This window comes from Microbacterium sp. PAMC22086 (genome assembly GCF_019443525.1).
Classification (GTDB): domain Bacteria; phylum Actinomycetota; class Actinomycetes; order Actinomycetales; family Microbacteriaceae; genus Microbacterium; species Microbacterium maritypicum.
This window is the reverse complement of sequence record NZ_CP080380.1, coordinates 457,400-482,068: the sequence shown is the minus strand read 5'-3', so window position 1 is coordinate 482,068 and position 24,669 is coordinate 457,400. Positions and strand designations below refer to the sequence as shown.

28 protein-coding genes and 1 pseudogene are annotated in these 24,669 nt (G+C 69.6%); 13 read left to right on the top strand and 16 right to left on the bottom strand.

All coding sequences use genetic code 11. The features are described 5' to 3' along the window. Positions 1 to 183: 183 nt before the first annotated feature. Positions 184 to 1,026 carry a hypothetical protein gene (locus tag KY497_RS02375; RefSeq protein ID WP_219869727.1) on the bottom strand — a complete coding sequence of 281 codons (843 nt, stop codon included), beginning with the start codon at positions 1,024 to 1,026 and terminating at the stop codon, positions 184 to 186. A 78-nt stretch (positions 1,027 to 1,104) separates the two neighbouring features. On the opposite strand from KY497_RS02375, the gene KY497_RS02370 reads away from it, so the two are divergent. Beyond that, positions 1,105 to 2,457 carry an FAD-dependent oxidoreductase gene (locus tag KY497_RS02370; RefSeq protein ID WP_219869726.1) on the top strand — a complete coding sequence of 451 codons (1,353 nt, stop codon included), beginning with the start codon at positions 1,105 to 1,107 and terminating at the stop codon, positions 2,455 to 2,457. Here KY497_RS02370 and KY497_RS02365 read toward each other — a convergent pair. The 4 genes and pseudogenes from KY497_RS02365 to KY497_RS02350 form a co-directional block, all read right to left on the bottom strand. Then, positions 2,448 to 3,173, bottom strand: a complete 726-nt coding sequence (locus KY497_RS02365) for a Pr6Pr family membrane protein (RefSeq protein WP_219869725.1) — start codon at positions 3,171 to 3,173, stop codon at positions 2,448 to 2,450. The two genes, KY497_RS02370 and KY497_RS02365, sit on opposite strands and share 10 nt — an antisense overlap. 103 nt (positions 3,174 to 3,276) lie before the next feature. Next, entirely contained in the window at positions 3,277 to 3,666 is a 390-nt protein-coding gene (locus tag KY497_RS02360; RefSeq protein WP_055876235.1) for a MauE/DoxX family redox-associated membrane protein, read from the bottom strand. Positions 3,667 to 3,695: 29 nt separating this feature from the next. Next, on the bottom strand, positions 3,696 to 4,478 hold the full coding sequence (locus KY497_RS02355) for a ribonuclease H (RefSeq protein WP_219869724.1): 783 nt from the start codon (positions 4,476 to 4,478) through the stop codon (positions 3,696 to 3,698). A 34-nt stretch (positions 4,479 to 4,512) separates the two neighbouring features. After that, positions 4,513 to 5,076 (bottom strand): annotated as a pseudogene (locus KY497_RS02350) (ABC transporter ATP-binding protein); the annotation flags it as partial. Positions 5,077 to 5,194: 118 nt separating this feature from the next. On the opposite strand from KY497_RS02350, the gene KY497_RS02345 reads away from it, so the two are divergent. Then, entirely contained in the window at positions 5,195 to 6,274 is a 1,080-nt protein-coding gene (locus tag KY497_RS02345; RefSeq protein ID WP_219869723.1) for a mechanosensitive ion channel family protein, read from the top strand. Here KY497_RS02345 and KY497_RS02340 read toward each other — a convergent pair. From KY497_RS02340 to KY497_RS02320, 5 genes are all read right to left on the bottom strand, one after another. Next, a complete protein-coding gene (locus KY497_RS02340; protein ID WP_219869722.1) occupies positions 6,226 to 6,477 on the bottom strand; it encodes a hypothetical protein in 252 nt (83 codons plus the stop codon). The genes KY497_RS02345 and KY497_RS02340 overlap by 49 nt on opposite strands. Positions 6,478 to 6,560: 83 nt before the next feature. Next, a complete protein-coding gene (locus tag KY497_RS02335) occupies positions 6,561 to 6,896 on the bottom strand; it encodes a hypothetical protein (protein WP_151486729.1) in 336 nt (111 codons plus the stop codon). A gap of 60 nt (positions 6,897 to 6,956) precedes the next feature. Next, entirely contained in the window at positions 6,957 to 7,262 is a 306-nt protein-coding gene (locus KY497_RS02330) for a protealysin inhibitor emfourin (protein WP_017831187.1), read from the bottom strand. Beyond that, the gene (locus KY497_RS02325) at positions 7,237 to 8,307 is read right to left on the bottom strand and encodes a M4 family metallopeptidase (RefSeq protein WP_141387266.1); all 1,071 of its coding nucleotides are present in this window, start codon (positions 8,305 to 8,307) and stop codon (positions 7,237 to 7,239) included. Before KY497_RS02325 ends, KY497_RS02330 begins: the two co-directional genes overlap by 26 nt. 79 nt (positions 8,308 to 8,386) lie before the next feature. Then, positions 8,387 to 8,830, bottom strand: a complete 444-nt coding sequence (locus KY497_RS02320; protein WP_219869721.1) for a hypothetical protein — start codon at positions 8,828 to 8,830, stop codon at positions 8,387 to 8,389. Between the two features lie 191 nt (positions 8,831 to 9,021). Between KY497_RS02320 and KY497_RS02315 the strand changes: the two genes are divergently transcribed. Together KY497_RS02315 and KY497_RS02310 are read left to right on the top strand one after the other, a co-directional pair. Further along, positions 9,022 to 9,210 carry an SDR family oxidoreductase gene (locus tag KY497_RS02315; RefSeq protein ID WP_229778981.1) on the top strand — a complete coding sequence of 63 codons (189 nt, stop codon included), beginning with the start codon at positions 9,022 to 9,024 and terminating at the stop codon, positions 9,208 to 9,210. A gap of 143 nt (positions 9,211 to 9,353) precedes the next feature. After that, positions 9,354 to 10,874 carry an SDR family NAD(P)-dependent oxidoreductase gene (locus tag KY497_RS02310; protein ID WP_055876293.1) on the top strand — a complete coding sequence of 507 codons (1,521 nt, stop codon included), beginning with the start codon at positions 9,354 to 9,356 and terminating at the stop codon, positions 10,872 to 10,874. Positions 10,875 to 10,997: 123 nt separating this feature from the next. On the opposite strand, the gene KY497_RS02305 is transcribed toward KY497_RS02310, so the two are convergent. After that, positions 10,998 to 11,468 (bottom strand): HAMP domain-containing sensor histidine kinase, encoded by a 471-nt coding sequence (locus KY497_RS02305; protein WP_307723090.1) that lies wholly within the window; start codon positions 11,466 to 11,468, stop codon positions 10,998 to 11,000. 155 nt (positions 11,469 to 11,623) lie between these two features. Here KY497_RS02305 and KY497_RS02300 point away from each other — a divergent pair, with 155 nt between their 5' ends. Genes KY497_RS02300 through KY497_RS02285 form a run of 4 tightly spaced genes read left to right on the top strand, consistent with a single transcriptional unit; the run spans position 11,624 to position 12,785 of the window. Beyond that, entirely contained in the window at positions 11,624 to 11,773 is a 150-nt protein-coding gene (locus KY497_RS02300; protein ID WP_167497440.1) for a hypothetical protein, read from the top strand. Between the two features lie 54 nt (positions 11,774 to 11,827). Then, positions 11,828 to 12,217 carry a VOC family protein gene (locus KY497_RS02295; RefSeq protein WP_029260102.1) on the top strand — a complete coding sequence of 130 codons (390 nt, stop codon included), beginning with the start codon at positions 11,828 to 11,830 and terminating at the stop codon, positions 12,215 to 12,217. A 47-nt stretch (positions 12,218 to 12,264) separates the two neighbouring features. After that, positions 12,265 to 12,525 carry a type II toxin-antitoxin system prevent-host-death family antitoxin gene (locus KY497_RS02290; RefSeq protein WP_055869246.1) on the top strand — a complete coding sequence of 87 codons (261 nt, stop codon included), beginning with the start codon at positions 12,265 to 12,267 and terminating at the stop codon, positions 12,523 to 12,525. After that, the gene (locus tag KY497_RS02285; RefSeq protein WP_219869720.1) at positions 12,522 to 12,785 is read left to right on the top strand and encodes a type II toxin-antitoxin system RelE/ParE family toxin; all 264 of its coding nucleotides are present in this window, start codon (positions 12,522 to 12,524) and stop codon (positions 12,783 to 12,785) included. Before KY497_RS02290 ends, KY497_RS02285 begins: the two co-directional genes overlap by 4 nt. A 99-nt stretch (positions 12,786 to 12,884) precedes the next feature. Here the strand turns inward: KY497_RS02285 and KY497_RS02280 are convergent, their stop codons facing one another. Further along, complete coding sequence (locus KY497_RS02280; protein ID WP_258185818.1) at positions 12,885 to 13,688, bottom strand: ABC transporter substrate-binding protein; 804 nt, start codon at positions 13,686 to 13,688, stop codon at positions 12,885 to 12,887. Between the two features lie 17 nt (positions 13,689 to 13,705). Here KY497_RS02280 and KY497_RS02275 point away from each other — a divergent pair, with 17 nt between their 5' ends. Genes KY497_RS02275 through KY497_RS02260 form a run of 4 tightly spaced genes read left to right on the top strand, consistent with a single transcriptional unit; the run spans position 13,706 to position 18,586 of the window. Continuing rightward, positions 13,706 to 14,242 (top strand): hypothetical protein, encoded by a 537-nt coding sequence (locus KY497_RS02275; protein ID WP_219869719.1) that lies wholly within the window; start codon positions 13,706 to 13,708, stop codon positions 14,240 to 14,242. An 8-nt stretch (positions 14,243 to 14,250) separates the two neighbouring features. Then, positions 14,251 to 15,273, top strand: a complete 1,023-nt coding sequence (locus KY497_RS02270; RefSeq protein WP_219869718.1) for a hypothetical protein — start codon at positions 14,251 to 14,253, stop codon at positions 15,271 to 15,273. Next, complete coding sequence (locus KY497_RS02265) at positions 15,270 to 16,904, top strand: ATP-binding cassette domain-containing protein (protein WP_258185817.1); 1,635 nt, start codon at positions 15,270 to 15,272, stop codon at positions 16,902 to 16,904. Before KY497_RS02270 ends, KY497_RS02265 begins: the two co-directional genes overlap by 4 nt. Further along, positions 16,901 to 18,586 (top strand): ABC transporter ATP-binding protein, encoded by a 1,686-nt coding sequence (locus KY497_RS02260; RefSeq protein WP_219869717.1) that lies wholly within the window; start codon positions 16,901 to 16,903, stop codon positions 18,584 to 18,586. Before KY497_RS02265 ends, KY497_RS02260 begins: the two co-directional genes overlap by 4 nt. Here KY497_RS02260 and KY497_RS02255 read toward each other — a convergent pair. Then, positions 18,564 to 21,098: an RNA helicase gene (locus KY497_RS02255; protein WP_219869716.1), complete on the bottom strand. Its 2,535-nt coding sequence runs from the start codon at positions 21,096 to 21,098 to the stop codon at positions 18,564 to 18,566. The genes KY497_RS02260 and KY497_RS02255 overlap by 23 nt on opposite strands. Before the next feature lie 151 nt (positions 21,099 to 21,249). Here KY497_RS02255 and putP point away from each other — a divergent pair, with 151 nt between their 5' ends. Next, entirely contained in the window at positions 21,250 to 22,761 is a 1,512-nt protein-coding gene (gene putP / locus KY497_RS02250) for a sodium/proline symporter PutP (protein WP_219869715.1), read from the top strand. A 29-nt stretch (positions 22,762 to 22,790) separates the two neighbouring features. On the opposite strand, the gene deoD is transcribed toward putP, so the two are convergent. The 3 genes from deoD to KY497_RS02235 are packed head-to-tail and all read right to left on the bottom strand — an operon-like array spanning position 22,791 to position 24,629. Further along, positions 22,791 to 23,501, bottom strand: coding sequence for a purine-nucleoside phosphorylase (gene deoD / locus KY497_RS02245; RefSeq protein WP_141387238.1), 711 nt, complete (start codon positions 23,499 to 23,501; stop codon positions 22,791 to 22,793). Between the two features lie 19 nt (positions 23,502 to 23,520). Beyond that, positions 23,521 to 24,039, bottom strand: coding sequence for a hypothetical protein (locus KY497_RS02240; RefSeq protein ID WP_219869714.1), 519 nt, complete (start codon positions 24,037 to 24,039; stop codon positions 23,521 to 23,523). Beyond that, the gene (locus tag KY497_RS02235) at positions 24,036 to 24,629 is read right to left on the bottom strand and encodes a hypothetical protein (protein ID WP_219869713.1); all 594 of its coding nucleotides are present in this window, start codon (positions 24,627 to 24,629) and stop codon (positions 24,036 to 24,038) included. The genes KY497_RS02240 and KY497_RS02235 overlap by 4 nt, the downstream gene beginning before the upstream one ends. Positions 24,630 to 24,669 lie beyond the last annotated feature (40 nt).

Genomic DNA, 24,669 nt, shown 5'->3' with positions numbered 1-24,669 from the left:
CGTGTGATGGCCTGGTGTCAGTGTCACATGCATGTCGGAATCGGAGTGGGATGACATCCAGCGTCAGGAGCTCGGCTCAATGAAATTGGTCCGCTGCTCATCAGGCTCTGTCTCGCCTGTTACCGCACGGTTCGCGAGCTTCTTAACCGGATGGAGCGACTTCAAATAGCGAGCGACCTACCGTTAACCGGTCGGGAATGAGTCGCCGAGGATGATTCGCCACTGCTTTCTCGCCTCGGCGTGGTCGCCACGCGCTTCCGCCTCGTTCGCCTTCTTGGCGCGTCCTGCTGCCGAGGAGAGCGACGTGAGCAGGTCTTGTCGAGCGCTCCGACTCAGATACGAGCTGAGGTCGCCTCCTTGTCCACCAGGGGCATTGACGTGCAGGTAGCTCGGTGCCCACTCGAAGAACTTCTGCAATCCGTCGCGGTAGTTGCTCCCTAGAGAGCTGAACATTGTTGCTGCAACTGTTTCGAGATGGAATGACCGCATCCTCTTGGAGTGAGCGCGGTTCCAGGACTTGAGTAGCCGAACGATCGGTGCGAGGTGGTGGCTCAGTGTGCTGTTGCGGGTGGAGAACCATTCATTCGCGACGATTGGAGCGGTCAGAAGCCAGCCTCCGCTGCCGTTCGGCAGGTGATAAACGCCGTCGCCACGCGAGAACACGGGAGCGACATCGACGTGTCCGCCGTTGTTGTAGAAGACTCGCACAGCCTGCCCACGAGTGCCGACCTGCTGAATCGACAGTCCGTTGTATGCATCCCGGATTCGGTAAATGAAGCCGTATGAGTCGTTCCAGTACTTGTCCCACGCATTGTTGACGTTACTGAACACCGCGAGGACGTCAACGTCATCGAGCGGGCGGATCAAGGAGACGCGCGACATGATCCTCGCCACCGGCATGGCCGACGGCATGGAGTCGTCGTTCGCCCGCCTGGAGCGGGAGCTGCTCTCCGTCTGAGCGCGCACAACTCCGGACGAACCGGCCGGATCCGCCAGGATCCGGCCGGTTTCGCCGTCTGCGGGCACACCTCTTCCTGAGTTGTGAACGCGGCAGGCGGACGCCGACAGGCGGAACCCGGCCGCTCGGGATAAAGTGGCGACACGATGAGGATCACGCGCCGCACTCTGCTCCTCGGCGCCGGAGCCGGTGTCGCTTCGGTTCTTCTCGCCTCCTGCACCCCGGAACCGACGCCCACGCCGACGCCCACTCGCACCCGCGAGCCGGAGCCGCCGCCCGGCGTCCCCGCCGCAGCCGGCAGCATCCGCAGCACCTGGACCACCGATCCCTACGCCCTCGGCGCCGCCAGCTTCACACCCGTCGGCGTGCTCGCCGGCACCCGCCTCGCGCTGGGCGCCCCCGTGAACGCACGCCTGTTCTTCGCAGGCGAGGCGACGGATGAGGATGCTCCCGGCACGCTGCGCGGTGCGATCAGCTCGGGCACACGTGCGGCCGAAGAGCTTCTGGTCCCGGCGACCTCGGGGGAGCGCGTCGCGGTCGTGGGGGCAGGGCTCGCCGGCGCCACCGCTGCCGCTGTGCTCGCCGAGGGCGGCATGGAGGTCACCGTCTTCGAGGCGAGGGACCGGGTCGGCGGACGCATGCACTCCCGCGTCGACGACTCGTGGCCCCTGCCGGTGCAGCTCGGCGCCTGGCTCTTCGGCACGGACGACGCCGAGGTGCTCGACCTGATGAGCAGCGGAGACGTCGGCGTCGTCGAACTGGCGGGTCAGCTCTGGCACGGCTCCGAGGGCGACCTCGACCCGATCGACCCCCAGCCGTTCGACGCGGCGATGACTGCGGCGCAGGCCGCCCCCGAAGACTCCTCGGTCACCGACGCGTTGACCGCCGCGGGCATCGATCCGAGTGATCCGGCGACCGCGGCCCTGCTCGCGATCCTCGCCGCGCGCACCGGTGCCGGCGCCGACGAACTGTCGAGCTGGTTCGCGCCTCCCCTCCCCATGAGCGACCCGAAGGCCGCGACCGGCGATGTCGCACCGTTCATCGAGCAGGCTCTCGACGGGGTCAAGGTGGGGCTCAACTCTCCGGTCGCCCGCATCGCCTACGACGATTCCGGGGTGAGCGTGCGCCTCGGCACCGGTGAGGCGCTGTCATTCGATCGGGTCATCGTGACGGTTCCACTCGGCGTGCTCCAAGACCGCAGCATCGAGTTCGACCCGCCCCTGCCGTTCTCCAATCGCGGGGCGATCTCGGCACTCGGCATGGGCGCGATCGAGACGGTCTGGCTGCGGTGGGACGAGCCGTTCTGGGAGAACGACGAGGCGATCTGGCACTCCGTCGGCGCCGACGTGGCCATCGCGACCTGGATCAATCTGCGACCCGCGACCGGCGAGAACGTGCTCGTCGGGATCGTCGGCGGCGCGGCGGCAGCGGAGTTCGCGAAGCTCGACGAAGACGAGGCGATCGAAGCGGCCCTCGCCTCGCTCGCCCTCTACGTCTGACCGACCCGTTCGCCGGCTCTCGCCTGCTCCGGCGTCAATGCCTGCGCAGTGCCCTCGGCTTTCCCGCGCAGCCGTTTCGGCGCCGGCATGCGGCTGATGAGCACGAGGAGGGTGGCGACGGCGGCGAACGTGCCGAGCGCGATCGCGGATGAGATCAGGAACTCCATCGGACCGCTCACCTGTCGCGGATCGAGGAAGTAGTACGGGTACCAGCCGATCAGTGGGCCGCGGATCATGGTGGCGACGCCCCAGATCACCGGGTACGCCAGCGACACCGGGATCACGCGCCAGGGCACGGAGCGGTGACCGGGTGCGAGAGCCCAGGCCGCCACGGTGACGGCGGGGAGCCAGAAGTGCAGCACCTGATCCGACCAGGGCACGTCGATGCGGATGCCGCGGATGCCGGCCTGCCAGACCAGGATCGCGAACACGAGTCCGGCCGTGATCGTCCAGGTCAGAACGAGTGCCAGGGCGACGGTGAGCCAGCGAGGATCCTTCGCGCGGCGCAGCGCGAGGATGCCGGCGACGGTGAGCAGCACCACGAAAGCGATGTTCGACTGGTTCGTCAGATAGGCGAAGAAGTTCTGGCTCGCGATCGTGTTCGATGCGAGACCCCAGGCGAGCCGGTGGATGAGCGCCACGAGACAGACGGCGGCCGCGCTGAGGCGGAGCAGGCCGAAGACGGTACGCGCCTTCACCGCTGCGTCACCCGCCATTCCTTCATCTGCCGAGTCTACGGACCTCAGCTCGGAGGACCCGTTGTGCCGCAGAGGGCACGCGTCCCTGACAGTGGTGAGTCCGTGCGGGTGGTCCGGCCCGTCAGCGTCGGGGTTCGCGGGTCGACCACAGCGCCAGCGCGACGAGCACGGGCTGGAAGAACAGCCGCACGAAGCGCTTCATGTCCGTGTCGAGACCGAAGCCGTCGCGGTGGTGCATCCACTGCGCCACGTTACCGGGGAACACGGCGACGAAGAACAGAGCGGCGATCGTGCCGACCGTGCGCCGACGGCGTCGTGCCAGCAGCAGGGCGGATCCGAGTGCGATCTCGGCCACGCCGGAGGCGAGCACCGTGGTGTCAGGATCCAGCGGCAGCGACTCGGGGACCTGCGCCTGGAACTCCTCGCGCGCCACCGTGAGGTGCGAGACGCCCGCGAAGACGAGAGAGGCGCCGAGGAAGATACGGCCGATGGTGCGGGTGGGAGTCGACATGGTGCGAGTGTACGCCGCGGTCGCTGCGCTCAGATCAGGCGGCGGAGCGCCTCTTCGAGCGAGATGCCCTGAGCCTCGGCGCGGTCGCGCAGCCGCGCGTGCTCGTCGGAGGAGAGGGGGATGCGCAGCTCGATCGGGTCGTCCGCCGGTGCGTCCCACCCGTCGAGGAGGTCGGCGGCCTCGGCCCAAAGGGGCTCAGCGACCGACGTCGGGGCCGCGGGGGAGGGCGCGGGAGCTGTGGCTGCAGGCGTGCTCGACGGCGCGGATGACGATGCGGCTGATGACGGCGCGGCGGACGAGGAAGCGGCGACCGGTGCCGACGCGGCGACGGCGGCTCCGGCGTCTGCCGCGCGGGTGAAGCCGGGCCCTCGTCGCGGTTCCTGCTTCGCCTGGTAGGCCTTGGCCGCGGCGTTCGCGCGCTCGTCGGCGGCCTCGTTCAGCGGGTGTCCTGCGTGGCCCTTGACCCAGGAGAACTCGACGTTCCGGCCCCGGATGGCCTCGTCGATGCCCTCCAGCAGGTCGCGGTTGAGCACGGGCCCGCCGTCGGACTTGCGCCAGCCCTTGCGCTTCCACCCCGGCATCCACTTGGTCACGGAGTCGATCACGTAGCGGCTGTCGCATTCGATCAGCAGCTTCTCGTCGGTGCCCGCCGTCGCGAGCAGCAGCTCGAGCACGGCCCGCAGCTCGCCCTGGTTGTTGGTGCCGTGCGGGGATCCGCCGGCCGCCCAGTTCTCGTCGTCGATGTACCAGGCCCAGCCGTTGGGGCCGGGGTTGCCCAGGGCGGAGCCGTCTGCGGCGGCGGTGATCGTCATCCTTCAACCGTAGCCGTGGGCGCCGACGGCGAAGTCACCGACGAATCACCATGGGGGTCCTGGTCACGGGGTCCGGAGTCACGATCGCGTCGATGCCGAAGACCTCGCCGACCCGCTCCGCCGTGATCAGCTCGGAGGTGTTGCCGCTGGCGACAACGCGGCCCTCCTTCATGAGCACGAGGTTGTCGGCGTAGCGAGCGGCCTGGTTGAGGTCGTGCAGCACGGCGATCACCGTCTTGCCCTGCTGGTTGAGCGCTCGCAGCAGGTCGAGCAGTTCGTACTGGTGAGCGATGTCGAGGAAGGTCGTCGGTTCGTCGAGCAGCATCACCGGGGTCTGCTGGGCGAGCAGGAGCGCCACCCAGACCCGCTGCCGCTGACCACCGGAGAGCTGGTCGACGTAGCGCTCAGCGAGATCGGCGGTGTTCGTCGCCGCCAGGGCCTCGCGGGTGGCGGCGTCGTCGGCGGAGGTCCAGCGCTGCAGCGCCGAGTGATGCGGGTACCTGCCGCGCGAGACCAGGTCGGCGACCCGCATCCCCTCGGGGGCGATCGCGTCCTGCGGCAACAGGCCCATCCGTCGGGCGAGGCGACTGGGCGAACCACGGGGGTGATCTCGCCTTCAGGCGCCGCCGGCGAGCCTCCCGCCTCGGGGCGCAGCGTCGACTTCCCGCGCCTCCGGCTCGTTCGTGTTATCGAGGGCCGCCGCCTAGGGTGGACGGATGTCTTCCGGCTTCGAATGGGAACCCTGGCTCGGCACGACGGTGGCGATCGCCGTCGCAATCATCTCGGTGGCCGCCGTCCTCACACTGCTGCACCTGCTCACGGCGCTGATCAGCCGCCGCCTGATATGGGTTCGCGAGTTCGCCCGCCGGGTGAGACGCGCGATGGCGTCCACAGCGTTGGTCGTCGCCGTCTGGATCGGCTGCGCCGTTACGGCCCCGGCGGAACAGGAATGGTGGCCGCCGGTCTCGAGACTGTTCCTGATCACCACGATCCTCACAGGCTCGTGGTTGCTCGCCGCGTCGATCTCGTTCGGGTTCGAACGGCTCATCGCTCGCGAGGAGACCGTCCTGTTCGGGCCGGAGGCTCGGCGGAGACGCACGCAGCTCCTGGTGATCCACAGGCTGGTCCTCGTCACCATCGCCGTGCTCGCGCTCGGGACGGTGCTGTTCACGTTCCCTGAGATGCGGGCGGTCGGCACGAGCCTCCTCGCTTCTGCCGGGATCGCGAGCATCATCGCCGGCCTTGCGGCGCAGTCGATCCTCGGCAACCTGATCGCCGGGGTGCAGGTGGCGTTCACCGACGCGATCAGAGTCGGCGATGTGGTCGTGATCGAAGGCGAATGGGGTCGTATCGGAGAGATCAACCTGTCGTACGTGGTCGTGTACATCTGGGACGAGCGTCGGTTGGTCGTCCCCTGTGGCTACTTCACCTCACGGCCGATCGAGACGTGGACGCGGCGGTCTGACAAGATCCTCGGCACGGTGTACCTGGATCTGGACTGGCGCGTGCCGATGGCTCCACTTCGGGCCGAGTTCCAGCGGATCATCGAGGAGTCAGCGGCGTGGGACCGCCGGTCTGCGAGCGCTCTGGTGACCGATGCGCAGGGCGGGTTCGTCACGGTGCGGCTGGTCATGTCGGCGAAGGACTCCGACGATCAGTGGGCGCTGCGCTGCGAGGTGCGCGAGAAGATGATGAGCTGGTTGCAGCGCGAGCACCCCGAGGCGCTGCCCCGCACACGGATGGAGCTTCAGTCGGCCCCGGGGTCTTCATCGGAGGTGGGCTCCGCGGAGTCGTGAGTGGCGGCGGCCTCGGGGACGGGAGGTGCGACCGGGAACAGGACAGAGCTCAGGTCGCCGCTGGCCTCCGCGCCGAGGCCGATCGACAGCGGATCGATGACCGGCGCCGAGTCGAGCACATCCGTCTCGGAGCGCTCGAGCGGCTCCGAGGGCAGCACCCACTGGTTCTCTTGCTCTTCAGGCTTCTGCTGAAACAGTCCCATGGGTTCCATTGTGAACCCGCGTCGCGGCGAAGAGGCCGGATTCACACAGGATTGATCGGATGCGGCCCGCGCGGGTGACGACGTCAGGCCGTGGCCGCGCGGCGGAAGGTGAAGTATCCCGAGACGGCACCGTGATTCACCACGCCCGTTCCGGTGCTCATCACCCGATCGGATGTGGTCGCGCCCGAGTCGACGAAGGCGTATCCGGTGTGCTCGAGTCGCCAGCCGACGCGCTCGACCTCGCCGAGGAAGTAGCCGACGCTCTCGTTCTGGTGGCACTCGTTCGCCGCCGAACCCCACGATGACGGGGCTCCGGTGAGACGGCTGACCTCGACGTGCAGGTGCAGCAGGGGGTCGCCGCGGGTGTGTGCCTCGCGTGCCGCGCCGAGCAGCCGTTCGGCTTCGTCTGTCGTCAGCATGATCCCCCTTCGATGCGCCGTCGGTCGACGGCTCATCTGCGAGCGTACGTCGGTGGGGCCTCAGACGGAGGCCGCACGCACGGCTTCGACGAGCGCGCGCCAGGGGCCGTCGAGCGCCGAGTCGGGCAGCTCCCGTTCGCGGCGCTCCGACGGTGTGCGCGCCCGGATGCTCCACACGAACCGGTCGGCGCCGGATCCGGCGTCCGTCTCCTGGTCCCACGGGCAGCGGTCGATCAGGTCGATCCAGTGCACCGCATCGTCGGGCGCGGCCTCCACCCGCCATTGCCGGCGGATGCCGGCGATGCCGCCGGTGCGCACCACCGCGATCGCGACCTGCGCGTCAGTCGGTGGAGGGGACTCGCTCATCTCCATAGACTCCCACGGTCGTCCACGCGCGTCGAGCCGCTGCGGCTGTGGCGGCGTCGACGGCTGCGGCCGCGGCGACGGTGGCATCGGCGAACTGCGTGAAGGTCGCGGTGCTCGACAGGCCGCCCGTGAGCGCGCGATACCAGACGGTGCCCGCGCGCTCCCACGCCTTGCCACCGAGGTCGATCGCGAAGAGGGCGAACGCGCGGTTGGGGATTCCGGAGTTGATGTGCACTCCGCCGTTGTCTTCCGTGGTGCGCACGAAGCCGCTCATGTGGTCGGGCTGCGGGTCTTTGCCGAGCTCGTCGTCGTCGTAGGCGGTGCCCGGCGCGATCATCGAACGCAGAGCCGCGCCCTCGAAGGCGTCGGTGAAGATCTCGGCGCCGATCAGCCACGTCGCCTGGTCGGCCGTCTGGCCGAGGGCGTACTGCTCGGTCAGGGCGCCGAACACATCGGCGATCGACTCGTTCAGTGCGCCGGGCTGGCCCTGGTACTCGAGGTTCGCGGTGTGCTGCACGACGCCGTGCGCGAGTTCGTGTCCGATGACGGTGAGCGAGCCGGTGAAGTGCTGGAACACCTCGCCGTCGCCGTCGCCGAACACCATGCGCTCGCCGTCCCAGAACGCGTTGTCGTAGTCGACGCCGTAGTGCACGGTCGCATCGAGCGGCGCCCCGGCATCGTCGAGCGAGTTGCGATCGAAAGCGGCCAGGAGCATCTCGAACGTGGCGCCGAGTCCGTCGAAGGCCTCGTTGACCGCGGGGTCTTCGACGGGCCCGTCGTCTTCGCCGCGCACGATCGCGCCCGGCAGCTGCTGCATGTTGCCCGCATCGCTGATCGTGCGGTTCGGGGCCTCGGACAGCTGGGCCACGAGGTCGCCGTTCTCGTCGATCGAGAGGTCGATGCGCGCGCGGAACGGCGGGCGGCCGGCCGTGAGCGTCTGCCGTGCGGCGGCCGCGGCCTTCGGGAAGCGACCCGACTCGGCCAGGCGCGCGAGCAGATAGGAGGGGACCACTCCATGATGTTGTGCGGATGCTGTGCTGCTCATGCTGCGACCCTACGCCGGAGGGCCGACGTTCGAGCGGTCTCGCCCGCGTTCCGGGGAACTTCTCCGCTCGACGCCCCGGTCAGTCGCGCTCGATGCTCAGAACGGTCGTACGCAGTCCGCCGGACTCGTACTGCACGGGCATGCCCGGGTGGTCGATCGAGAACCAGAAGATGCCGTCGTCGGTGTCGTACCGGCGGCAGGTGAGCGCGCCGAGCGGTGTCGACAGGCTCACGGTCGACACGCTCGTGGTGCCGGCGTCGAAGGCGGCATGGCCCTGCAGCTCGGCCCAGGTCACCCGGTTCGAGACGACGGCCTTGGGGTCCTCCGCGGCCCAGCGGTCGAGGGTCGCTCCCTCGTCATCGGTGTCGTGGAAGCGGTTGACGTGCTCGGCCATCGGGCCGTCGGGGCCTTCCAGCAGAAGCCGGATCACGGTGCCTGTTCCGGTGGCGTCGCGGATCTCGGCGGCGGTGAACGGCGTCGGCAGGAGTCCGGGGCCGAGCAGGCGCGGATCGGAATCGGTCATGCATCCAGTCTGCGCCACGGGCGACCGGCACGTCACGGGATGGTCTCGATGGAGCGATCCGGACCGACGATCCTTGACAGGATTGCGTTCTGTATACAGAACACCAGTACGCCCGAAGGGGTGATCCCGACCTAGATCTTCCAATGATGAAAGAGGTAGCGAGATGGCACGTGCGAACGTGACGCGGTATCTTGCTGCGCGACGAGGCCCGTCAGCTCACGCAGGACACCGACGCCTTCCTCGCCGAAGCCGCTGATCGTCCGCTGCGACGGATGGGCGAGCCGAGCGAGGTCGCGCAGGCCGTGGTCTGGCTCGCGAGCGACGACTCCTCGTACGTCACCGGGTCGGCGCTCGTCGTGGACGGCGGCGGGATCGCGTAGCTGCGGTGAGCCCGCGCGCTCCGTCGAGTGCGCGGGCTCTCGACGTCGCGCCGTGCGCTCGACGACCGGCTCATGTGCCAGGCTCATGTGCCCCGCGGGCGGGGTCGGGCGTACCCCCAGGACACTCGCGTAAAATCAGCACAATGACCGACGCCCCCTCCGACGCTGCACCCGACCTCGGACCGGGCGTCGACCCCGACGATCTCGCCACGACTCTTCGCGTACTCGCCGAGCTGCACCAGATCGACAACGAGCATCCGGACTTCGTCGCCGTGCGCCATGCGACCGCGGCGATGTTCAAGGCCGTCAAGCGGGTGCGCCGCAAGGAGATCCGCGATGCGATCGCCGAGGCCGACAAGGCCGTGGTCGCCCGCACCGCCACCGGAGCGCCCGACCGCATCGACGACGAGACGCGCGGCAACGACCTCGCCACGAGCGTGATCGACGCCCCGATCGCGGGCGAGCTGCTCAAGCCCCGCAACTGCTACATCTGCAAGCAGCCCTACACGCAGGTGGATGCGTTCTACCACCAGCTCTGCCCGGACTGCGCCCGCTTCAGCCACGGCAAGCGCAACGCCCGTACCGACCTCACCGGCAAGCGCGCCCTGCTCACGGGTGGTCGCGCCAAGATCGGCATGCACATCGCGCTGCGGCTGCTCCGCGACGGGGCGCACACCACGATCACCACCCGATTCCCGCGCGACGCCGTGCGGCGCTTCTCGGCTCTGCCCGACTCGGCGGACTGGCTGCACCGTCTGCGCGTCGTCGGCATCGACCTGCGCGACCCCGCCCAGGTGATCGGCCTCGCCGACTCCGTCGCCGCGCAGGGTCCGCTCGACATCCTCATCAACAACGCCGCGCAGACCGTGCGCCGCTCGCCGGGCGCGTACTCGCTGCTTGCGGATGCAGAGCTGCAGCCGCTTCCCGACGGACCGCTGCCCGAGATGGAGACCTTCGGTCACACGGCCGACCCGCACCCGCAGGCGCTGCAGGCATCCGTCGACGCGCATCCGCTGCTCTCGGTCGCTGCCCTCGGCGGCACGGTCGCCGAGCAGGGCGGCCAGGCGCTCACGGCCGAAGACCTCGCACGCCTCGCGATGGCCCCCGGATCGTCGTCGCTGGAGAAGCACGCCGACGGCACCGCGATCGACGCCGGCGGCCTCGTGCCCGACGTGAACCGCGTGAACAGCTGGGTGCAGTCGATCGAGCAGGTCGATCCGCTCGAGATGCTCGAGGTGCAGCTCGCCAACACCACCGCACCGTTCCTGCTCATCAGCCGTCTGCGCGCGTCGATGGCTGCCTCGGATTCGCACCGCAAGTACGTGGTGAACGTCTCGGCCATGGAGGGGCAGTTCTCCCGCCGCTACAAGGGGCCAGGCCACCCGCACACGAACATGGCCAAAGCCGCGCTCAACATGCTCACGCGCACCAGTGCCGGTGAGATGCTCGAGAAGGACGGCATCCTGATGACGGCCGTCGACACCGGGTGGATCACCGACGAGCGTCCGCACTACACGAAGGTGCGGCTGGCGGAAGAGGGCTTCCACGCCCCGCTCGACCTCGTCGACGGCGCCGCCCGCGTGTACGACCCGATCGTGCGCGGCGAGGCCGGCGAAGACATCCACGGCGTGTTCCTGAAGGACTACGAGCCCAGCCCCTGGTGAGCCCGCGCTCCCGTATCGGTTCATCCGTCGGGAGAAAGGGCGGATGTCGGGCCGAAGATCCCATCTGCTCCGGCATCCGGAAGATCTTCCGACATCTGAACCGGGACGGGGACGGCAGCCTGGTCAGGCGGAAGGCTCGACCGGGTACGGATGCGGCAGCCACACCGTCACGATCAGGCCGCCGTCCGTCCGCGGGGTGAGCACCAGCGTGCCCCCGTGGGCCTGCGTGATGCGGTCGACGATCGCGAGACCGAGTCCCGCCCCGGCATGGTCGTCGCTGCGGGTGCGCTCGGCACCGCGCTGGAAGGGTTCGATGAGCGTCGCCACGCGGTGCGCCGGCAGCAGCTCGCCGGTGTTCTCCACGACCAGTGCGACGGCGTGGGGCATCGAGTGCGTCCGCACGGCGACGGCCCCACCCGACGGTAGGTTGTGCACGATCGCGTTGAGCACGAGGTTCGTCACCAGCTGCGGCAGCAGCGTGGAGGAGCCGAGCACCGGGGCCGGGGCACCGCCCACCTCCACGGCGACGCCGCGACGGTCGGCGAGCGGCACCAGCGCCTCGACCGCTCCTTCCGCGAGGAGCGACAGATCCACGATCTCGCGGGTGAACGCGCGACGGTCCGCCCGGCTGAGCAGCAGCAGCGCTTCGGTGAGTTCGATCGCGCGGGCGTTGACCTCCTGCAGGCGGGCGATCAGCGCATCGACGTCGCGCTGGGGGGCTGGATGCTGCGGGATGGAGGACGACGCCGGTGCTCGAAGCCATCGGCCCCATCGTGCTGACGGCGGCCGTGATCGTGATCTGCCTGGGCGTGCATGCGCTGCTGATGCGCTGCGGGCTCGGGGTACTGTTCGACCCCTTGCAGGCGACCGACCGCCTGGTGCCGCGACTGCGCCGATGAAGGGCGCCGATGAAGGGCCTCGACAATCGGCGGAGGACGGCGGATGCTGGAACCATGGCGGCCTTCACAGCGGACAACGCATTCAGCGGATTCAGCGTCGACGACATCGACGCGGCGGAAGAGTTCTACGGCACGGCCCTCGGGCTCGATGTCGAGCGCAACGCGATGGGCTTCCTCGATCTGCGGCTGCCGAGCGGCGGGTCGATCCTCGTCTACTCGAAGCCGAACCACACGCCGGCGAGCTTCACGATCCTGAACTTCCCGGTGGCGGATGTCGATGCCGCGGTCGACGAGCTCATCGCCCGGGGCGTGCAGACCAAGATCTACAGCGACGAGGAGTTTCCCTCCGATGAGCGCGGTATCGTCCGCGGCAACGGTCGCGGCCCGGACATCGCGTGGTTCCGCGACCCGGCCGGCAATGTGCTCGCTGTCATGCAGGCCTGATTTCTGTATCTTCTTCCACTTATGTACATAAGCGGTAGAATGAAATCATGAACACGATCAGCCGCAGCGTCCCGTCGAAGGATCTTCGCGACAGCTTGGCCGACGTCCTCGGTGGAGTCGCCTATGGTTCCGAGCGTGTGGGCGTCACTCGCCACGGGAAGCTCACGGCCGTCGTGATCAGCGTGGCTGACCTGGAACTGCTCGAAGAGCTCGAGGCCGCGCGCGATGCGGCCGAGTTCGCGGCGGCCAAGGCTGCAGACGATGGACAGCGTGTGTCGCTCGATGAGCTCCTCACGGAAGTTGCGTGACCACCTATCGGGTGGAGTTCACCACAGCGGCCGCCAAAGAGCTACGCAAACTCGATGCGCAGATCCGTCGACGGGTGCTCTCCGGGATCGCCGAACTCGAGCGCGAACCCCGCCCTCATGGGGTCCGCAAACTCTCCGGCTATGACAACGCGTGGCTGGTGCGCATCGGCGACTACCGCGTTCTCTACGAAGTGATCGACGACCAGGTGCTCGTGACCGTGGTGCGGGTCGCTCACCGCCGAGACGTATACGAGATCTGAACGCCGCGCTCGGGGCGGGATCGATCTGATGCGACACCCCTTGAGCATTCGACGGCGACACCTCGGGGATCACGCTCCCCGAGGTGTCGCCGGTGCGGGTCAGTCGAAGACCGCGTCGGGGTAGAGCTCCTCGGCGATCAGCCGCACCGCCGAGACGTTGCCGAGCGTGCCGGGGAACAGGTCGGTCGAGGGCACCGCGATCAGTCGCCCGTCGCGCACGGCGGGCATGTCCGGGAAGGTCGCTGCGAGGTACGAGCGGACAGCGGCCTCCTGCGCGGAGTCGGTCACCGCGAACACGAGTGCATCGGGTGCTTCGGCGGCGAGGGATTCCGGGGTGATCTCGGCGGCGAAGAAGTCGGCGAATGCGGGGTCGTCCGGTGAGAAGACGTTGTCGGCGCCGGCGCGCTGCAGGATGTCGTACTCGATGCCGGCGCCGATCGCGGTGAGGGTCGTCCCCTCCACGAAGACCTGCGCGACGCGCGGGCGGTCCTGCCCCTCGATCGCGGTGTCGACGGTGGCGAGCTCGGCCTGGGACGACGAGATCAGGTCGTTCGCCTCCTTCTCGACGTGGAAGATCGCGCCGAGGTTGTCGAGGTCGATGAAGAGGTCGTCGACGGTGCCCTCCATGCGGCGGTCGAAGCATCCGCCGGTCGCGGTGTACGCGGCGACACCGGCGTCTGCGAGCTGCTCGATGCTGGCGAAGCCCTGCTCAGCGGTGAACTCGTAGGTGGTGGGCGAGTACACGAAGTCGGGTTCGACGGCGAGCAGTTCCTCACGGCTCGGCGGGGAGTCTCCGCCGATGACCGGCACCTCGGCCGCCAGGCCCGCGACGTCGGCCGGCAGCTTCTGGGCCGTGGCCTGCGCTTGACCGACGAGGGAATCGGCGAGCGCTCGATCCGGCACGCGCGGCGCGGAAGGCGGTGCTCGAAGCCGTGCACACCTGGATCTACACGCAGGGCTGCACGACCGCGGACGGATGGGTGTTCCGTGCGGTCGCCGAGGGGTTGATGGCGAAGGGCCTGACCCTCGACTTCCGCCCAGACGCCGACTACACGGCCGCTGCGGGGTCGCAGTTCGAGAACGTGATCGACCTCGGAGCGCACGTGCAGGTGTGGCTCGATCCGACCGTGCACGACCAGGCGCGTCGCTTCCGTGCGCCCGCGCAGGGGGTGCATCCGCTGAGCACGATGAGCCCGGTGACGATGGACGAGGTGTACGAGCGCCTGCGCGCTCGTGGACACCGTGTGCTCACGCGCGACCTCACGACCACCGATGTGCGCCGGACCGCCCTGCGCGTGGTGCGCTCGATCGTGACGGGGCTCGTGCCCAACGCTCCGGCGGCGTTCTCGTACCTCGGGATGCCGCGGTTCCGTGAGGCGGCGGAGGATCGCGGCTGGCGCGCGACGTGGACCGGGGCTCCGGAGGACTTCACGCTCCTCCCGGCCCCGCACATGTGAGGTCGGCCATGAGCCCATCGATCAGCGCATTCCCGGGTCTTCCCGCCCCGCTCGACGAGGCGCCGACGTCGCGCCTGCCCGCGGGTCCGTTGCCGCCGGGGCCGCGGACGAACGCCTGGCACCGCACCGGCGCGGTGGCGGATGAACCCCACCGGGGTGTGCGGGAGCTCGTGGATGCCCTCTGGCGCCCGGGGCGGTTCCATCGGAGTGCGGACGGGCTGAGCACACGCATCCGTCAGCGTCCTGTCCCGTCGGCCGGGGCGTGCTACCCGGTGCAGACGCACCTGATCGACGGGGCCGGCACGCACTGGGCGGTCGATCACGAGGAGGGCATCTTCCGCCGTCGCGACCTCGCCGCCGATCGTGCGGACGGATGGCCATCGCCCGCCGCGCACGACGGCATCGCGCGCGTGGTGTTCACGGTGCTGCCCGGTCGGTCCTTCGGGCGCTACCGGCATCGGGCGTGGCCGCTGTGGATCGCCGATGCCGCCTACGCGGTCGCCGGCGTGCTCTTCCTGCTGGGGGTGCAGGCCGGACCGGTGGAGGTCGGCCCCTCGACCCGGCTCCGGTCTCTGCTCGGGGTGCCTCGCGCGACGGATGCCGATGCCTGGATCCGTCGCGGGCTCGCGCCGGAGATCCCGCTCGCTGCGATCGAGATCCCCCTCGACCCGGTGCCGGATCCCGCGGCTCGTCGTGCTCTCGGAGCCCGGCGCTCGCCCGCGACCGCGGAGTTCGGTGCCCGGATCGGCGGCACGCCCGCTCCCGCGATCGAGCGCATCGCGAGAGCTTCCGGGCAGGCCTGGGTGCGCGGGGCGACCGAGGTCCGCTCCTGGTCGGTGCCGATCACGGCCCCTTCGACCGTCGTCGACGCCGCGCTCTGGAGCGCCCATCTCGACGCGGCTCGCCTCTGCTACGAGGCCGCGCTCCTCGGGGACAGGGGCACCCGCCCCGTCTCCGGCTTCTCTGCGACCGGTGACCGGTGGATCCTCCATGCGCTCGCCTTCCTCGACTCTCCCGGAGGTGCACGATGATGATCGTCCCCGAGCTGTGGCGCGAGGCGCGACGGCATCCCTGGCTCCTGACGGGGAGCATCCTGCTCCTGCTCCTCGTGTTCGCCACACACCTCCTGCAGGCGCTCGCGCTCGCCTGGTCGCTCGCGGCCTTCGTGCGCGGCGACGCAGCGGGGGCCGTGGGAGGCATCGGCGCGATACTCGCGATCGGGCTCCTGCGGATGCTGCTGACGCTCGTGCAGGGTGATGTCGCCTCCCGCCTGGGCGGAAGGGTGAGAGAAGACCTGCGGGGCGCGGCGGTCGCGGCAGTCCTCGTACCCGAACGGCTGCACGACGCCCGCCTCCGCGACGGTTCGACCCAGCTGGCACTCGGCGACGGCATCGACGGCACCGACGCCTACGTGTCGAAGTACATCCCTGCCGTGATGCAGCTCGTCGTCGGCAGCGTGGTCGCGGTGTGCCTGGTCGCGGTGCTGTCACCCCTGATCGCGCTGTGCGTCGCCGCAGGGATCCTGCTCGCGGTGCTGGGCCCTCTGCTGTGGAAGCGGATGCTCGCCCGGCGCGGATTCGAGCACTGGGACAGCTACGAGACTCTCAGCGGCGACCTGCTCGAGGCGCTCCGCGGCATGTCGACGCTGCGTGCGCTGGGCGACGTGCCGGCCACGCGGTCGCGCCTGCACACCAGGTCGGAGGCACTGCGGGCGGCCACCGAACGCGTGATGCGGTCATCGCTCGCGGAGACCGCCATCACCGACTTCGCCGTGCAGGCGGGAGTGGTGATCGCCGCCGGGCTCGCGGTCGTCTCCGTCATGACCGGGCAGCCGCCGGCCGTCGAGGTCTACGCGCTGCTGCTGCTCTCCTCGGAGGCGTTCCGTCCCGTGCGCGAGCTCTCCCGCCACTGGCACGCCGGATTCCTCGGGCTCACGGCCGTTCCGGGCCTCTCCGCGCTCGGGGCGTTCCGCCGGTCGCCCGCAGCTGCGACGGAGCGCGAGACGACACCGGCGACCTCCGCCGACGTGCTCCGCATCTCCGGGCTCTCCTACCGCTACCCCGGCGCCGATCACGATGTGCTCCGCGGCGTCGAGCTCCACGCCGAGCGCGGCCAGGTGCATGCGATCGCGGGCCCGTCCGGCGCCGGCAAGTCCACCCTCTTCGACCTCGTGCTCGGCTTCCTGCCGGCCACGGCGGGCACGGTCCAGCTCGACGGGCGTCCGCTGCACCCGAGCGACGTGGCCGTGGTCTCGCAGCGGCCGGTCCTGTTCGCCGGGACCATCAGGGAGAACGTCGATCTGTTCGACGCCGGGCAGGAGGCGTTGGAACGCGCGTGCGCGGCGGCAGGGGTGCTCGATGAGATCCGAGCGATCCCGGGAGGCTTCGACGCGATGGTGGCCGAGGCGGGGACGAGCCTGTCCGGCGGGCAGCGGCAGCGCCTCGCCCTCGCCAGGGCGCTGCTCGCCCACCGCCGCGTGCTGCTCGTGGACGAGCCGACCAGCGCCCTCGACGACCGCAGTGCCCTGACCGTGGCCGAGACGCTCGAACGCGTCGCCGCAGAGAGGATCGTGCTCATGATCAGCCACCGTCCCGAGGCCCTGGCCCGAGTCGCCGACGTGCGGGTGCTCCGCGACGGAGTGCTCGTGAAGGAGGCCTCATGACCTCGTCGGCAGGCATCCTCGCCCGGTTGCTCCCGCCGCTGAGACCGGAATGGCGACGCATCGTCGGCAGCTACCTGATCGCCACCACGAGCCTGTGCGCCCTCGCGGCCATCGGGGTGCTCACCGCCCTCGGTGTGGGCGGGGCCGTCGTGCACGCGGAGTGGCCGCCGGTCGGCTGGTGGCTCACGCTTGGCGCCCTCGTGCTGCTGCGCACGTTCCTCACCTGGCGCGAGATGGACGTCTCGCACGCCCTCGCCTACCGGGTGCTCGCCCGGTTGCGGATGGCGTTGTTCGACGCCTACGCGCGCAGCGTTCCCGGGCGCCGACGCGAGCACTCCGGGCGTGCGGCATCCGTGGCGATGACCGACATCGAGAAGCTGGAGTTCTTCTACGCGCATACCGTCGCTCAGATCGGCGCCGCGCTCACGCTGTTCGCCGGAGCGCTGGTGTGCGCGTTCCTCGTGATGCCGGTGGCGGGGGTCGTGATGCTCGGTGGCGCGGCGGCGGTCGCCCTCACTGCCGGGGCCGGAGCGGGTCCTGCGCGACGGATCGGTGCGCGCGAACAGCGGGAGCGGGAGGAGCAGTCCGAACGGCTGGTCGACGCGCTCGGTGCGCTGCGCGAGATCCTGGCCTACGGGCTGCAGGATCGGGTGGTGCGCGAGGCCGTCGCGGGAACGCGGAGGTCGGCGCGCATCAGCCGCCGGCGGGAGGCCATCGCCCACCTCGTCGACGGGATGCGCGAGCTGATCCTCACCGCTGTCGTGATCGGCGTGATCGCGGCGACTCTGGCTCTCGACGGCACGGTCGGGGGCACACAGGCCGCGCTGCTGCCCGCCGTGATCGCACTCGCCGTGGCCGGAGTCGCCGCGGTCGCGGATGCCGCGCACACCGTGTCCGAGCTGCATCCGCTGATCGCCAGTGCCGCTCGCGTGGGTGCGGGGCTCGACCGCCCACCGGTGGTGTCGCCGATCGATCGTCCGCTGCCGCTGCCCGACGGTCCGCTCGGCGTGCGCTTCGAGAAGGTGTCGTTCTCGTACGACGACCGCACGGAGGTGCTGCCCGGCTGGTCGATCGACGTCGATCCCGGGGAGCACGTCGGGCTCGCGGGGCCGTCCGGAGCCGGCAAGAGCACGGTCATCGCGCTCGCGGCGCGGCTGTGGGATCCCGCTGCGGGCACGGTCGCGCTCGTCGATGCCGCAGGTCTCGCGTACCCCCTCGGCCGCATCCGTGACGACGATCTCCGCCGGACCGTGGCCGTGGTGGAGCAGGATGCGCGACTCTTCCACGGCACCGTGCGCGACAACCTCGTGCGCGGCGCCGACGCCCGCACCGACGAGGAGCTGCGTCGCGCGCTCACGCGGGTGGGCGCCGACGGCTGGATCACCCTCGACGACGACCTCGGCGAGCACGGGGTGCGTCTCTCCGGTGGTCAGCGTGCGCGGCTGGCACTGGCTCGTGCGCTGTGCCGGGAGCCGAGGGTGCTCATCGTCGACGAGATCACCGCGAGCCTGGATGCCGAATCGGAGCGCATCATCTCCGATGTGCTCGAGGACTTCGACGGGACGGTCATCGCCGCCTCCCACCGGCGGGAGACGCTGGGGAGATTCGGACGGGTGGTCGGTGTGGAGAGAGAAGGTGTGGAGCGCGAGGAGGCTGCGGCTACAGCCGGTCCACTCCGGTGACCGTGACGACGGCCTGACCTGCGTCGTCGGAGTCGGCGAGGTCGATCGTCGCGGTGATGCCCCAGTCGTGATCGCCGGCGGGGTCGTCGAAGATCTGCCGCACGCTCCAGGAGGTGGCGCCCTCGGTGAGGATCAGCAGCTTCGAGCTGCGGGCATCGGCACCGGTGAGGATCTCGTCGTGGTCGGCGAAGTACCCGTCGAGGGCATCGGACCAGGCGTCGGCGCCGAAGCCCGGATCGAGCTCGGCCAGCGCGTCCACGTCTTCCCTCGCGGCGAGCTGCACGCGGCGGAACAGCTCGTTGCGCACCAGGATGCGGAACGCGCGGATGTTGCTCGTGAGGCGCTTGGGCGCGGGCGGGACGATCGGCTCGTCGGGCGCGTGCGGATCGAAGCGCCCGTTGTCGACGCCGGCGATCAGCTCCTCCCACTCGTCGAGCAGGCTGGAGTCGACCTGTCGCACGAGCTCGCCGAGCCATTCGATCAGGTCGCGCAGATCCTCGTCCTTGAACTCCTCCGGGATGGTCTGCGAGGCCGCCCGGTAGGCGTCGGAAAGGTAGCGCAGCACCACGCCCTCGGAGCGCGCGATCTTGTAGTACGCGACATATTCCCCGAACGACATGGCGCGCTCGTACATGTCGCGCACGACCGACTTGGGGTGCAGTTCGAAGTCGCGGATCCAGGGCTGCGCCGCGCTGAAGGTCTCGAAGGCCGCGGTCAGCAGCTCGTCGAGCGGTTTCGGGTAGGTGATCTGCTCGAGCAGCTCCATGCGCTCGTCGTACTCGATGCCCTCGGCCTTCATCGCCGCGACCGCTTCGCCGCGGGCCTGGAACTCCTGTTGGCTCAGCACCGCGCGCGGATCGTCGAGCGTCGACTCCACGATCGAGATCATGTCGAGCGCATACGAACCGGTACCAGTGCCGGCGGAGGGATCGGGGTCGAGCAGCTCGAAGGCGGCCAGGGCGAACGGCGACAGCGGCTGGTTGAGTGCGAAGTTCGGCTGCAGATCGACCGTGAGGCGGATGTCTCCCTCCGGGGTCTTCTCGACGATGCCCGATTCGCGGAGCGTGCGGTAGATGCCGATGGCCCTGATCGCGAGCTCGCGTTGGCGCTTCCGCGGCTCATGGTTGTCGTATACCAGCGCACGCATATTCGCGAACACGTCACCGCCACGGGCGATCACGTTGAGCATCATCGCGCTGGTGATCTGCATGTGCGAGGTCAGGGTCTCCGGCACGGCGTCGATGAGCTTGCGGAAGGAGGGCTCTCCCCACGACACGAACCCGTCCGGCGCCTTCTTGCGGACGATCTTGCGCTTCTTCTTCGGGTCGTCGCCGGCCTTCTTCACGGCCGCGACGTTCTCGCTCTCGTGCTCGGGCGCCTGTGCAACCACCGTGCCGGCGGTGTCGTAGCCCGCACGTCCTGCGCGACCGGCGATCTGATGGAACTCGCGGGCGTTCAGCTGCCGCATCCTGGTGCCGTCGAACTTCGTGAGCGCGGTGAGCAGCACGGTGCGGATCGGCACGTTGATGCCCACGCCGAGGGTGTCGGTGCCGCAGATCACGCGCAGCAGTCCGCGCTGGGCGAGCTGCTCGACCAGTCGTCGGTACTTCGGCAGCATGCCGGCGTGGTGCACGCCGATCCCCGCGCGCAGGAAGCGGGAGAGGGTCTTGCCGAACGCGGTCGTGAAGCGGAACTCGGCGATCAGCGCCGCGATCTCGTCACGCTGCTCGCGAGTGGCGACCTTCGTGCTGGAGAGCGCCTGGGCCCGCTCCATCGCCGCGGCCTGAGAGAAGTGCACGACGTAGATCGGTGCCTGCCCCGTGCTCAGCAGGTCATCGATGGTCTCGTGGATCGGCGTCGTCTCATAGAAGAAGTGCAAGGGGACGGGACGCTCGACACCGGTCACGGTCGCCGTCTCGCGACCGGTGCGCCGGGTGAGGTCGGTCGCGAGCTCTGTCACGTCGCCGAGAGTCGCCGACATCAGGATGAACTGGGCCTGCGGCAGCTCGAGCAGGGGCACCTGCCATGCCCAGCCGCGGTCGGGGTCGGCGTAGAAGTGGAACTCGTCCATCACGACCTGACCGACGTCGGCATCGGTGCCCTGGCGCAGCGAGAGGTTCGCGAGGATCTCCGCCGTGCAGCAGATGATCGGGGCATCGGCGTTCACGGAGGAGTCGCCCGTGACCATGCCGACGTTCTCCGCGCCGAACACGTCGACCAGCGCGAAGAACTTCTCGCTCACGAGCGCCTTGATCGGCGCGGTGTAGTAGCTGCGGCGTCCGGCGACGAGGGCGCTGAAGTGCGCGCCGATCGCGACGAGCGACTTCCCCGTGCCGGTGGGGGTCGAGAGGATCAGGTTGTTGCCGGAGACGATCTCGATGACCGCCTCGTCCTGCGCGGGGTAGAGGCTGATGCCGGTGGACTCCGCCCATTCGACGAACGCGAGGTAGACGGCATCCGGATCCGCGGCGTCCGGAACGAGGGCGGGATCGAGCCGCGGAGTGGAAGTCATGGTCCCTCGATCATCCCATCCGCCCGCGACGGTCGCGCCCGGGGCATTCTGAGCCGGTATATTCGCGCGGCTTTCGTAGGTGGCGCCACTCTCCCCGTGGCATCATCGACGGACCACGGAGCGGTGACCGCACCGCCCAGGGGGGACGACGATGCCCGACCAGATCTTCACGTTCGCAGCACTCGCACTGTACTTCGCGGGGATGCTGCTCATCGGCTGGATCGCCTTCCGGCGAACCGGCGATCACGAGGACTACATGCTCGGCGGTCGGAACCTCCCGCCGTGGGTGGCCGCGCTCAGTGCCGGCGCCTCCGACATGTCGGGCTGGCTCGTGATGGGTCTCCCGGGGGCGATCTACGTGTCCGGTCTCATCGAGGCGTGGATCGCGATCGGCCTCACGATCGGCGCCTACCTGAACTGGCTGCTCGTCGCGCCCCGTCTTCGCGCATACACGCAGGTGTCGCGCAACTCCATCACGGTGCCGAGCTTCTTCGAGAATCGGCTCCGCGACACGACGCGACTGCTCCGCGTGGTGTCCGGCGTCGTCATCCTCGTGTTCTTCACCCTCTACATCTCCTCGGGCATGGTGGCCGGCGGCGTCTTCTTCGAGAGCTCGTTCGACGGCGACTATCTCACCGGCATGCTGCTGGTGACAGGTGTCACCCTCGCGTACACGCTCTTCGGTGGGTTCCTCGGAGCGTCGCTGACCGACGTCGTGCAGGGACTCATGATGGTGATCGCGCTGATCGTGATCCCCGTGGCGGCGATCGTCGCCATCGGTGGATTGGCCGAGACGGGCGCGCTGATCGACGAGGTCGCGCCGGACCACCTCTCGATGCTCTCCGGGACGGCCCTCACCGGCGGCACCGTCCTCGCCATCGTCTCCTCCCTCGCCTGGGGTCTCGGGTACTTCGGACAGCCGCACATCATCGTGAGGTTCATGGCTCTGCGCTCGCCGCAGGAGGCGAAGAGCGCCCGACGCATCGGCATCTCCTGGATGGTCGTCTCCCTCGGGGGCGCTGTGCTGTCGGGTCTCGTGGGCCTCGCCTACATCGCCAAGACGGGCATGGACCTCGCCAACCCCGAGACCGTCGTGCTTCTCATGTCGCAGACGCTGCTGCATCCGTTCGTCGCCGGCCTGGTGCTCGCGGCCGTGCTCGCCGCGATCATGAGCACGATCTCCAGCCAGCTGATCGTCTGCTCCTCGGCGCTCGTCGAAGACCTGTACGGCGTGTTCCGGCGCACGCCGCCCTCGCAGAAGACCCTCATGCTGATGGGGCGACTCGGGGTCCTCGGCGTCGCGATCATCGCGGCGGTGCTGGCGATCACGCCGAACGACACGATCCTCGGACTCGTGTCGTTCGCGTGGGCGGGATTCGGCGCCGCATTCGGGCCCGTCATCCTGCTCAGCCTCTACTGGCGCAAGCTCACCAACTGGGGTGCGCTGGCAGGCATGTTCGTCGGTGCCGCGACGGTGTTCATCTGGAAGGCGCTCGACACCGGGCTCTACGAACTGCTTCCCGCCTTCGTGTTCGCCCTGATCGCGGCGGTCGGTGTGAGCCTGGTCACCTACCGGCACGACGATGAGATCCAGCAGGAGTTCACCGACACCGGCGTCATGCTGGCGCTGCCCCGCCCGCACGCCGTCGGTGACACCCCGTAGCTTCCGCGCGGGGGCGGCGGCCCGCCGAGCTACGCGGTCGCGGCGCGCAGGGCGATGCGGATCATGTCGCCGAAGGTCTGCTCGCGCTCCTGCGCGGTGGTCTCCTCGCCGGTGACGATGTGGTCGCTGACCGTGCAGATCGCGAGAGCCCGCCTGCCGTGGTACGCCGCGAGCGTGTAGAGGCCGGCGGCCTCCATCTCGACGCCCAGGATGCCGTGCTGCACGAACGGCTCCGTGAGCTCGGGGCGCGTGCTGTAGAACTGGTCGCTCGAGAACAGCTGACCCACGTGCACGGCCGATTCCAGGGGCTCGGTCTCACTCGCCTCGACCGCGGCGCGCAGCAGCGAGAAGTCGGCGACGGGTGCGAAGTCGAGGCCATGGAAGCGCACCCGGTTGATGCCGGAGTCCGTGCTGGCGCCGTTCGCGATGATGATGTCGCGGATCTTCACCTTCTCGGTCAGCGCGCCGCACGAGCCGACGCGAACGATCGTCTGCACCCCGTAGGCGTCGAACAGCTCGTTCGCGTAGATCGCCATCGACGGCTGCCCCATGCCGGAGCCCTGCACCGAGACGCGGTGCCCCTCCCAGGTGCCGGTGAAGCCCAGCATGCCCCGCGTCTGGGAGTACAGCTCGGCATCGTCGAGGAAGGTCTCGGCGATCCACTTCGCCCGCAGCGGGTCGCCGGGGAACAGGACGATGGGGGCGATCTGACCGGGTTCTGCGGCGATGTGGGTGCTCATGGCGTCAGCGTAGTCAGCCTCATCCCGGTGCACCCGCGAGCCCGAGCGCGGTGATGAGCTCGTAGGCGGCCGAACGGGCCTGCACGATGACGGTCCCCACCTGCACCCCCTTCGCCGACACCGACAGGAGCAGCTGACCGTAGGGGGCGAGGATGAAGCTGAGCAGCGACAGCTGACTCTGCCCGATCGACACCGAGACCACGGCGGAAAGGCTCGGTTCCGTTCCCTGCGAGATGATCTCGGCCTCGGCCCTGGCGACGGCGAACAGCGAGCCGTTCATGGCGGCCAGGCGGTCGCCGGTCTCCCCGAGGGTGCCGACCGATGCGATGTGCAGGCCGTCGGCGGTCGAGAGGACCGCCGTCGTCAGCTCGGGGAATCGCTCCTCGAGGTGACGCAGCCGGGTGAGCGCCGCCTGGCTCACCACGCCGGACCAGAGCGCCCAGTTCGCGGCGAGGTCCGGCTGCATGAGCACGGCGTCCTGCGCCGATGCCGGTTCTGTCGTCGGAGCGGGGCCATCCGCTCGAGTGGAGGCGTTCATGACTCCTCTTCCGGGAGGTCCAGTGCCGCGCAGGCCGCCCGCATGACGCTCTCGCGGTCGCGGGCGTCCGTCGCGAGAACTCGCGTGGGCGGTATCCCGTATCGCTCCAGGCTCTCGGTGAGCGCGGCGCGCACGGTGTCGATCGCGTCGTCGGTGCAACGGGTCACGGCGATCGCCAGCCGATGGTGGTCGCCGGCGAAGCGCGGCAGCCAGTCGTCGGCGATGCTCTCGCTGTCGGCGCGCAACCACAGCAGGATGCGCGTGTCGGACGAGGAGGAGCTCTGCCGCGCGTGGGCGAAGCGGTCCTGTCCGGGGAACCCGATGAGGGCCACCGAGATCTCGGCCGTGGGCTTCCAGGCTCCGTAGTCGAGTCCGACCGTGGTGGTCTTCTTTCCTGCGTCGCCGTACTCTGCGGAGCCCGCCGAGATGGGAACGTCGGTGTCCACGGGGGCGACGTCGCTCAGCGCGCGCACCGCTGTGGTCTTGCCGGCGCCGACCGGCCCGGCGAAGACGAGCCGCAAGCGCGTCGGCAGGCTCACGCGTCGCCAGCGCGCGCGCCTCGTCGGAAGATCCGACAGGGTGGTGCGCACCCACGACTCGCTCCCGGGGCTGTCGGCTCCGACGGCCCCG

What these genes read in the sequence shown, in the direction of transcription:
- KY497_RS02295 (WP_029260102.1), top strand. Translation starts at nt 11,828, where the DNA reads ATGGCGGCCTTCACAGCGGACAACGCATTCAGCGGATTCAGCGTCGAC.
- KY497_RS02330 (WP_017831187.1), bottom strand. Translation starts at nt 7,262, where the DNA reads ATGAGCGAGTCCCCTCCACCGACTGACGCGCAGGTCGCGATCGCGGTG.
- KY497_RS02355 (WP_219869724.1), bottom strand. Translation starts at nt 4,478, where the DNA reads ATGACGATCACCGCCGCCGCAGACGGCTCCGCCCTGGGCAACCCCGGC.
- KY497_RS02360 (WP_055876235.1), bottom strand. Translation starts at nt 3,666, where the DNA reads ATGTCGACTCCCACCCGCACCATCGGCCGTATCTTCCTCGGCGCCTCT.
- KY497_RS02340 (WP_219869722.1), bottom strand. Translation starts at nt 6,477, where the DNA reads ATGGGACTGTTTCAGCAGAAGCCTGAAGAGCAAGAGAACCAGTGGGTG.
- KY497_RS02365 (WP_219869725.1), bottom strand. Translation starts at nt 3,173, where the DNA reads ATGGCGGGTGACGCAGCGGTGAAGGCGCGTACCGTCTTCGGCCTGCTC.
- KY497_RS02270 (WP_219869718.1), top strand. Translation starts at nt 14,251, where the DNA reads ATGAGCCCATCGATCAGCGCATTCCCGGGTCTTCCCGCCCCGCTCGAC.
- KY497_RS02335 (WP_151486729.1), bottom strand. Translation starts at nt 6,896, where the DNA reads ATGCTGACGACAGACGAAGCCGAACGGCTGCTCGGCGCGGCACGCGAG.
- KY497_RS02320 (WP_219869721.1), bottom strand. Translation starts at nt 8,830, where the DNA reads ATGACCGATTCCGATCCGCGCCTGCTCGGCCCCGGACTCCTGCCGACG.
- KY497_RS02325 (WP_141387266.1), bottom strand. Translation starts at nt 8,307, where the DNA reads ATGAGCAGCACAGCATCCGCACAACATCATGGAGTGGTCCCCTCCTAT.
- deoD (WP_141387238.1), bottom strand. Translation starts at nt 23,501, where the DNA reads ATGAGCACCCACATCGCCGCAGAACCCGGTCAGATCGCCCCCATCGTC.
- KY497_RS02370 (WP_219869726.1), top strand. Translation starts at nt 1,105, where the DNA reads ATGAGGATCACGCGCCGCACTCTGCTCCTCGGCGCCGGAGCCGGTGTC.
- KY497_RS02240 (WP_219869714.1), bottom strand. Translation starts at nt 24,039, where the DNA reads ATGAACGCCTCCACTCGAGCGGATGGCCCCGCTCCGACGACAGAACCG.
- KY497_RS02255 (WP_219869716.1), bottom strand. Translation starts at nt 21,098, where the DNA reads ATGACTTCCACTCCGCGGCTCGATCCCGCCCTCGTTCCGGACGCCGCG.
- putP (WP_219869715.1), top strand. Translation starts at nt 21,250, where the DNA reads ATGCCCGACCAGATCTTCACGTTCGCAGCACTCGCACTGTACTTCGCG.
- KY497_RS02310 (WP_055876293.1), top strand. Translation starts at nt 9,354, where the DNA reads ATGACCGACGCCCCCTCCGACGCTGCACCCGACCTCGGACCGGGCGTC.
- KY497_RS02290 (WP_055869246.1), top strand. Translation starts at nt 12,265, where the DNA reads ATGAACACGATCAGCCGCAGCGTCCCGTCGAAGGATCTTCGCGACAGC.
- KY497_RS02265 (WP_258185817.1), top strand. Translation starts at nt 15,270, where the DNA reads ATGATGATCGTCCCCGAGCTGTGGCGCGAGGCGCGACGGCATCCCTGG.
- KY497_RS02260 (WP_219869717.1), top strand. Translation starts at nt 16,901, where the DNA reads ATGACCTCGTCGGCAGGCATCCTCGCCCGGTTGCTCCCGCCGCTGAGA.
- KY497_RS02345 (WP_219869723.1), top strand. Translation starts at nt 5,195, where the DNA reads ATGTCTTCCGGCTTCGAATGGGAACCCTGGCTCGGCACGACGGTGGCG.